The organism is Streptomyces sp. NPDC126510 (assembly GCF_040302345.1).
In the GTDB taxonomy this organism is placed as follows: Bacteria; Actinomycetota; Actinomycetes; order Streptomycetales; family Streptomycetaceae; genus Streptomyces.
On sequence record NZ_JBEORR010000010.1, the window covers coordinates 310,839 to 318,095 of the forward strand.

General features: G+C 72.2%; 8 protein-coding genes and 1 riboswitch. Of the genes, 4 read left to right on the forward strand and 4 right to left on the reverse strand.

Going from position 1 to position 7,257, the window contains the following annotated elements; all coding sequences use genetic code 11:
- Positions 1 to 36: 36 nt before the first annotated feature.
- Both ABTX60_RS17170 and ABTX60_RS17175 read right to left on the reverse strand, forming a co-directional pair.
- The gene (locus ABTX60_RS17170) at positions 37 to 666 is read right to left on the reverse strand and encodes an MBL fold metallo-hydrolase (RefSeq protein ID WP_352097846.1); all 630 of its coding nucleotides are present in this window, start codon (positions 664 to 666) and stop codon (positions 37 to 39) included.
- The gene (locus tag ABTX60_RS17175; RefSeq protein ID WP_352097847.1) at positions 666 to 1,754 is read right to left on the reverse strand and encodes an S-(hydroxymethyl)mycothiol dehydrogenase; all 1,089 of its coding nucleotides are present in this window, start codon (positions 1,752 to 1,754) and stop codon (positions 666 to 668) included. Before ABTX60_RS17175 ends, ABTX60_RS17170 begins: the two co-directional genes overlap by 1 nt.
- Before the next feature lie 171 nt (positions 1,755 to 1,925).
- On the opposite strand from ABTX60_RS17175, the gene ABTX60_RS17180 reads away from it, so the two are divergent.
- The 3 genes from ABTX60_RS17180 (at position 1,926) to ABTX60_RS17190 (ending at position 5,166) form a co-directional block, all read left to right on the forward strand.
- Complete coding sequence (locus tag ABTX60_RS17180; RefSeq protein ID WP_352097848.1) at positions 1,926 to 3,680, forward strand: ABC transporter ATP-binding protein; 1,755 nt, start codon at positions 1,926 to 1,928, stop codon at positions 3,678 to 3,680.
- Positions 3,681 to 3,809: 129 nt separating this feature from the next.
- On the forward strand, positions 3,810 to 4,172 hold the full coding sequence (locus tag ABTX60_RS17185; protein ID WP_352097849.1) for a nuclear transport factor 2 family protein: 363 nt from the start codon (positions 3,810 to 3,812) through the stop codon (positions 4,170 to 4,172).
- A 29-nt stretch (positions 4,173 to 4,201) separates the two neighbouring features.
- A riboswitch (ZMP/ZTP riboswitch) is annotated at positions 4,202 to 4,286 on the forward strand.
- Positions 4,287 to 4,308: 22 nt separating this feature from the next.
- Positions 4,309 to 5,166 (forward strand): bifunctional 5,10-methylenetetrahydrofolate dehydrogenase/5,10-methenyltetrahydrofolate cyclohydrolase, encoded by an 858-nt coding sequence (locus ABTX60_RS17190; RefSeq protein WP_352097850.1) that lies wholly within the window; start codon positions 4,309 to 4,311, stop codon positions 5,164 to 5,166.
- Here ABTX60_RS17190 and ABTX60_RS17195 read toward each other — a convergent pair whose 3' ends face one another.
- Entirely contained in the window at positions 5,167 to 6,273 is a 1,107-nt protein-coding gene (locus tag ABTX60_RS17195) for a CU044_5270 family protein (RefSeq protein ID WP_352097851.1), read from the reverse strand.
- Positions 6,266 to 6,826, reverse strand: a complete 561-nt coding sequence (locus ABTX60_RS17200) for an RNA polymerase sigma factor (RefSeq protein ID WP_352097852.1) — start codon at positions 6,824 to 6,826, stop codon at positions 6,266 to 6,268. The genes ABTX60_RS17195 and ABTX60_RS17200 overlap by 8 nt, the downstream gene beginning before the upstream one ends.
- 105 nt (positions 6,827 to 6,931) lie before the next feature.
- Here ABTX60_RS17200 and ABTX60_RS17205 point away from each other — a divergent pair.
- A partial coding sequence (locus ABTX60_RS17205) for a cbb3-type cytochrome c oxidase subunit I (protein WP_352097853.1) occupies positions 6,932 to 7,257 on the forward strand: 326 nt, incomplete at its 3' end.

Genomic DNA, 7,257 nt, shown 5'->3' on the forward strand with positions numbered 1-7,257 from the left:
GGACATCTTCTGTCGCCTTTTACGGGCGAGTCGCGGTCAGTGGCCCCGGCTTATCCATTCCTCCAGGTGCGGGGCCTCCGCGCCGATGGTCGTGGAGTCGCCGTGTCCGGTGCGGACCGTCGTCTCCGGCGGCAGGGTGAGCAGCCGGTCGCGGATGGAGTCGATGATCGTCGGGAAGTGCGAGAAGGAACGGCCGGTGGCGCCGGGCCCGCCCTGGAAGAGGGTGTCGCCGGTGAAGACGGTGCCGAGCCCCGGGTCGTAGAGGCAGACGGCACCGGGCGCGTGCCCGGGGGTGTGCAGGACCCTGAGGTCGGCGCCGCCGGCCTCCAGCACCTGGCCGTCGACCAGCCAGGCGTCCGGCTCGCGGTCCGGGTGGGTCTGCTTCCACAGCGGCAGGTCGTCTCGGTGCAGCCAGATGGTGGCGCCGGTGCGCTCGGCCAGGGCGGGGGCGGCGTCGATGTGGTCGTTGTGGGCGTGCGTGCACACGATCGCCGTGAGCCGTCGGTCCCCGACCGCCTCGGCGATGGCGTCGGCGTCGTGGGCGGCGTCGATGACGATCGCCTCGTGGTCGTCACCGACGATCCACACGTTGTTGTCGACGTCCCAGGTGCCGCCGTCGAGGCTGAACTGCCCGGAGGTGACGAGGTGTTCGATGCGTGTGGTCATCACAGCACCACCACCGAGCGCAGCACGTCGCCGTGGTGCATCCGCTCGAAGGCCTTCTCCACCTCGTCGAGCTGAATGGTCTCGGTGACGAACGCGCCGAGGTCGAGGCGCCCCTGCACATGCAGGTCGATCAGCATGGGGAAGTCGCGTGAGGGCAGGCAGTCGCCATACCAGCTCGACTTCAGCGCTCCACCGCGGCCGAAGACGTCGAGCAGCGGCAGTTCGAGTTTCATCTCGGGTGTGGGGACGCCGACGAGGACGACCGTGCCGGCGAGGTCACGGGCGTAGAAGGCCTGCTTGTAGGTTTCCGGGCGGCCGACGGCCTCGATGACGACATCGGCGCCGAAGCCGCCGGTGAGTTCGCGGATCGCCTCGACGGGGTCGCTCTCGCGCGAGTTGACGGTGTGCGTGGCGCCCATGGAGCGGGCGGTCTCCAGCTTGCGGTCGTCGATGTCGACGGCGATGATCGTCGCCGCTCCGGCCAGCTGCGATCCGGCGATGGCCGCGTCGCCCACACCGCCGCAGCCGATGACGGCGACCGAGTCGCCCCGTCCGACGTTCCCGGTGTTGATCGCGGCGCCGATGCCGGCCATCACACCGCAGCCGAGCAGCCCGGCCACCTGCGGGGCGACGCGCGGGTCGACCTTGGTGCACTGGCCGGCCGCGACCAGCGTCTTCTCGGCGAAGGCGCCGATGCCCAGGGCCGGGGACAGCTCCTGGCCGGTCGAGGCGAGGGTCATCTTCTGCTGTGCGTTGTGCGTGTCGAAGCAGTACCAGGGCCGCCCGCGCAGACAGGCCCGGCACTTCCCGCACACCGCACGCCAGTTGAGGATCACGAAGTCACCGGGCTCGACGTCGGTGACGCCGGCGCCGACAGTCTCGACCACGCCCGCGGCCTCGTGGCCCAGCAGGAACGGGAACTCGTCGTTGATGCCGCCCTGCTTGTAGTGCAGGTCGGTGTGGCACACCCCGCAGGCCTGCACCCGCACCACGGCCTCGCCCGGGCCGGGGTCGGGCACCACGACCGTCTCGATCCGCACCGGCTCGTCCTTGCCGGGCGCGATCACGCCGCGTACTTCCTGGGCCATGCTGCTGACTCCTTCGTCGGCCGGGGTCCGTTCCCTTCCGACCCTACGCGCGACTGATCGGTAAGGGGCACGGATCAGCCACCCGGCTCCGCACGGAAAGCCGCGAAAGGGCAGGCCGCACGGGTCGGCGGCGACGTAGCCTGAACGCTCCGCCGACGCCGAGGGAGCGCCGTGAGCATCGCAGAGACCGAGACCGCCACCCCCGCCTGGCGGCAGCTCCTCGGATACGTACGGCCGCACCGCTGGTCCCTGTTCACCGGTGCGCTGCTGTCGCTGGTCACCGGGGCGACCGGGCTGCTGTTGCCGCTGGTGGCGCGGGGCCTCATCGACGACCTGTCGCACGACCGGGCCATCACCGGCGCCCTGCTCGCCATGTCGGCCCTGGTCGTTGCCAACGCGGCGCTGGGCGCGCTGGGTTCGTACGTGCTGACGCGCACCGCCGAGTCGGTGGTGCTCGGTGCGCGGCGCACCCTGTCGTCGTATCTGCTGCGGCTGCGGATCACCGCCGTGGACCGCAGCGAACCCGGTGACCTGATGGCCCGCATCACCTCCGACACCACGCTGCTGCGGGCGGTCACCACCGACTCGCTGGTCGGTCTGGGCACGGGCGGGCTCACGCTCGTCGCCACGGTCGTGATGATGGGGCTGGTGGACGCCGTGCTGCTGGGCGTCACCCTGGCCGTGATCCTGGGCGCGGGCGTGGTCCTCGGGGTGATCGTGCCGCGCATCAACAGGGCGAGCCGGCAGGCGCAGGACGCGGTGGGGGTCATGGGTGCCTCGCTGGAGCGGATCCTCGGCGCGCTGCGCACCGTGAAGGCGTCCGGCGCGGAGCACCGGGAGGAGCGGACGCTGCACGAGGCGGCGCAGGAGTCGTGGCGGCAGAGCGTGCGGGCCGCCAAGTGGTCGGCCGCCGCGGGCAACACGGCGGGGCTCGCCATGCAGATCGCCTTCATCACGGTGCTCGCGGTGGGCGGCGCGCGGGTCGCGACCGGCGCGGTCGACGTGGGCACCCTGGTGGCGTTCCTGCTGTACGTCTTCTACCTGATGTCCCCGATACAGCAGGTCGTCGGCGCCATCACCCAGTACCAGACGGGCGCCGCGGCCCTCACCCGCATCGAGGAGGCGCTGCTCCTGCCCGCCGAGCCGGCCGCCGCTGCCGCGCCGCTGCCCTCCCCCGGCGCGCAGCCCGCCGCCCTCGCCTTCGACGACGTCCGCTTCCGCTACGCCGACGACCTGCCCCACGTCCACAACGGGGTGACGTTCACAGTGCCCGCGCAGGGCATGACGGCGTTCGTCGGCCCGTCCGGCGCCGGCAAGACCACCGTCTTCTCGCTGATCGAGCGGTTCTACGACCCGGAGTCCGGCGTGATCACCCTGGACGGGCGGGACCTGAACGACTGGGAGCTGTCCCAGCTGCGGGCCGCGATCGGCTACGTGGAGCAGGACGCGCCGGTCCTGTCGGGCTCCCTGCGTGACAACCTGCTGCTGGGCAATCCGGCGGCGGGCGAGGACGCCCTCGGGCGGGTGCTCAAGACGACCCGTCTCGACGACCTGGTGGCCCGGCTGCCCGGGGGTCTCGACACGCTGGTCGGGCACCGCGGCACCAAGCTGTCCGGCGGGGAGCGCCAGCGCGTCGCCATCGCCCGAGCGCTGCTGCGCCGCCCCCGGCTGCTGCTGCTCGACGAGGCGACCTCGCAGCTGGACGCGGTGAACGAGGCGGCGCTGCGCGACACCGTCGCGGACGTGGCCCGGACGACCACGGTCCTCGTCGTGGCGCACCGGCTGTCCACGGTGACGATGGCCGACCGGATCGTGGTGATGGACGCGGGCCGGGTCCGGGCCGTCGGCACGCACCGTGAGCTCGTGACGGCCGATCCGCTCTACGCGGAGCTGGCGGCGACGCAGTTCCTCGCCACGGCGGACTGAGGTGAGGACCCGGGTGAATCCCACTGTTTCCACTGCGCTTGCCGTGGCCGCCGGGCGGGAGGAGGCTCGGGGGTGAGGCCCTCGCGGCCCGCTGCCGAGCGGGCCGCGGCCCTTCGAAGGAGGTCCATCATGGGAACCGCGGCAGACCCCGCCTTCGACAGAGAGACACTGCGCCGGGGCGTGGAAGGAGAGCCGGACATCCTGCTCTCGCTCTACGCGGACGACGCGGAGTTCCGCATCGTCGACCACACCACCCAGCCCAGCCACCCCAAGGTCCTGCACGGCCGGGACGAGATCGGCCGGATGCTGGAGGACGTCTACAGCCGGGACATGACGCACAAAGTGGAGCGGTGCATCGTCCAGGGCGACGAGGCCGCCTACAGCGAGAGCTGTCAGTACGCGGACGGTGTGCGCGTCCTGTCCGAGTCCATGATCACGCTGCGTGGCGGAAAGATCGCCGAGCAGACCCTGATCCAGGCCTGGGACGCGTAACGGCGGCCTCACCGGGCCCGGTTAGGGTGGGACCGGACCGTGACTGGCGCTGAGGTGAAGCACCACCGGGGAGCGGTCCCTCGGAAGTCGATGCCGTGCGCCTGGGCGAAGCTGTACCCCAGCCCAGGGATGGATCATGTCTCAGGCACGTCTCATGGACGGCACCGCGCTCGCCCGGCGGATCATCGGTGAGGCCGGCGAGCGCGCGGCCGCCCTCACCGAGCGGACGGGCGCCGCGCCCTGTCTCGCGACGGTGCTCGTCGGTGAGGACCCCGCGTCCGTCACCTACGTGCGGATGAAACAGAACCGCTGCCGCACGGCCGGCATCACCTCGCGGCACGTGGCGCTGCCCGCCGCCACGACCACGGGAGAACTCGTCGGCACGATCGAGGCGCTGTCCGCGGACCCCGGGGTGCACGGGATCCTGCTCCAGCACCCGGTGGGCGACCACATCGACGAGCGGGCCGCGTTCGAGGCGATTGCCCCGGCGAAGGACGTGGACGGCGTCACCTTCGCCTCCTTCGCCACGATGAGCTTCGGCCTGCCCGGCTTCGTGTCGTGCACACCCGGCGGGATCATGCGGCTGCTCGACGCGTACGGCGTCGACCCGGCCGGGAAGCGGGCTGTGGTGGTGGGACGCAGCGCGATCCTGGGCAAGCCCGTCGGCATGCTGCTGCTCGCCCGGGACGCGACGGTCACCTACTGCCACTCGCGCACGAGCGACCTGCCGGCGGCCGTGCGCGAGGCCGACATCGTGGTGGCGGCGGTGGGCCGGCCCCGGCTGGTGCGCGGCGAGGACATCAAGCCGGGCGCCGTGGTGATCGACGCCGGGTACAACCCGGGCAACGTCGGCGACGTCGACTTCGACTCCGCCGTCGAGCGGGCCTCGCTGATCACACCGGTACCGGGAGGCGTCGGACCGATGACCATCGCGACGCTGCTGGAGCAGACGGTGGAGGCCGCCGCCCGGCAACTCGGCGTCTCGCCGGTGTGATCAGCGCATCCACGCGCTGTACGACATGACGTCGCCCGCCTCCACGCCGAACGCGGGCTCCGGGGCCGTGAGGGTGCTCTCCAGTCCGAGGACGGCACCGGTGGCCGGGTCCATGATCAGCATGCGGCGGACGCCGCGGGAGTCGTTCACATAGGCCTCGCCGCGCCGGCCCAGCCGGTCGGTCACCCGGCCGGCCGGCCGCAGCCCCTCTGCCGTGGCCAGCAGCCGGGCGAGCACCGCGTTCTCGCGTGCGCCGAGCGTCCAGTGGTCCAGCAGCGTCGCCGTGGCGTCGAGCAGTTCGGGCGTGGTCAGCGGCGTGTCGGTGAACTGGGACTCCGTCAGGTAGGCGCGCAGCTCGGCAGGGTCGTGGGGCGGGGGCGACTGGGGCGGGGCGTCGCTCCAGCTCGGCGGGTACGTCCGGTCGAGCAGGACGTGGCGGTCGTGGACGAGCCGCGGTGTGCCGCCCTCGTCGGACAGGACCGGCCTGCCTGGGTGTCTCGGGTCGGTCGCGACGACGAGTTCGGTGTGGCTGCCGTCGGGGCGCCAGCGCACGATGCGTTCCTGCGGCAGGGTGATCGGGGGCTTGTCGTCCGACATCCCCAGGCTCCAGGACTGCACGTGCGTGCCCTTGCGGAGGCGGGGCGAGCCGTCGACCGCGGCCTCGTCCGCCGCGCGCTCGGCCAGCCGGTCCAGGGGTACGGGTGTGGAGTCCGACTCGATCACCAGGGGGCGGGGCGCGGCGACCGCGGGTGTGGTGCTCGGGCCGCTCAGTACGAAGGTGAGGGTCAGGGCTGCGACGACGGCTCCGGCGACCACTCCCCAGGCCAGCCGGGGCCCCCACCCCGATCGGGAGCGCGAGCCGGAGCGGCCGGCCGCCTGCACCAGCCGGTCCCGCAGACGACCCGGGGCCCCACCCCGCCGGTCTCCCGGTCGGTCAGGAGCCGCACCCCGCCGCTCCCCCGGACGGTCAGGAGCCCGTCCCGGCCCCTCCCGCAGGAGTTGCTCCAGCCGGCGCTCGGCGTTGTGGTCCAGGGGTCCGTCGCCGAAGTGGGGGCCGTCGGGCGGCACCGGGTCGGCGCTGCGCAGCAGTTCGAGTTCGTCAGCCATGGCCGTGTTCCTTCGGGGCGGTCATGCAGGAGTGCTCGGCGGTCGGGAGCTCGGGACGCAGTCGGTCGATCTCGGCTCTGAGGCGGCGCCGCGCCCGGTGCAAGCGCATGGCGGCGGCCCGGCTGCCGCAGCCGAGGGCGATGGCGACCTCGTCGACGCCGAGTTCCTCCCAGGCCGTCAGCCGCAGCACCTCCTGGTCGGCCGCGGAGAGCCGGGAGAGCGCCTCGTGCACCCAGCCGCCCGGGGTGTCGGCCTCCGGGCCCGCCGTGATGTGCCGTCCGTGCGCGGCGTCGTCGTTGCCGAGGCGGTCGACGAGCCGGCGGCGGCGTCCGTGTCCGCGTACCGCGTTGGCCAGACAGTTGCGTGCCACGCCGTACAGCCAGGGCAGCGCGGCGGCCGGGAGGTCGGCCCGGCGCCGCCAGGCGACCGTGAACACCTCCGCCACCACTTCCTCCACCTCACCGGTCCGCCCGTCCAGTCGCCGCGCGACATAGCGGCTGACCGCCCAGTAGTGCTCGCGGTAGGCAGCGGCGAAGATCTCGTCGTTGCTCATGTCCCGTTCGTGTCCGGCACCTTCTCGATCGTCACACCCGGTTGCGTGATTCTCGTCGCGTCGGTGAAGTGTGACGCCCGGTCGGGGCGCGGACACAGGCGGGGCATGAGGCACCTCAAGTGGCTGACGACCACGGATCACAAGACGATCGGCACGCTGTACCTGGTCACGTCTTTCGCGTTCTTCGTCATCGGCGGCGTGATGGCGCTGCTGATGCGCGCCGAGCTCGCCCGGCCTGGTCTGCAGATCATGTCGAACGAGCAGTTCAACCAGGCGTTCACGATGCACGGCACGATCATGCTGCTGATGTTCGCGACGCCGCTGTTCGCCGGCTTCGCGAACTGGATCATGCCGCTCCAGATCGGCGCGCCGGACGTGGCCTTCCCCCGGCTGAACATGTTCGCCTACTGGCTGTACCTGTTCGGCTCGCT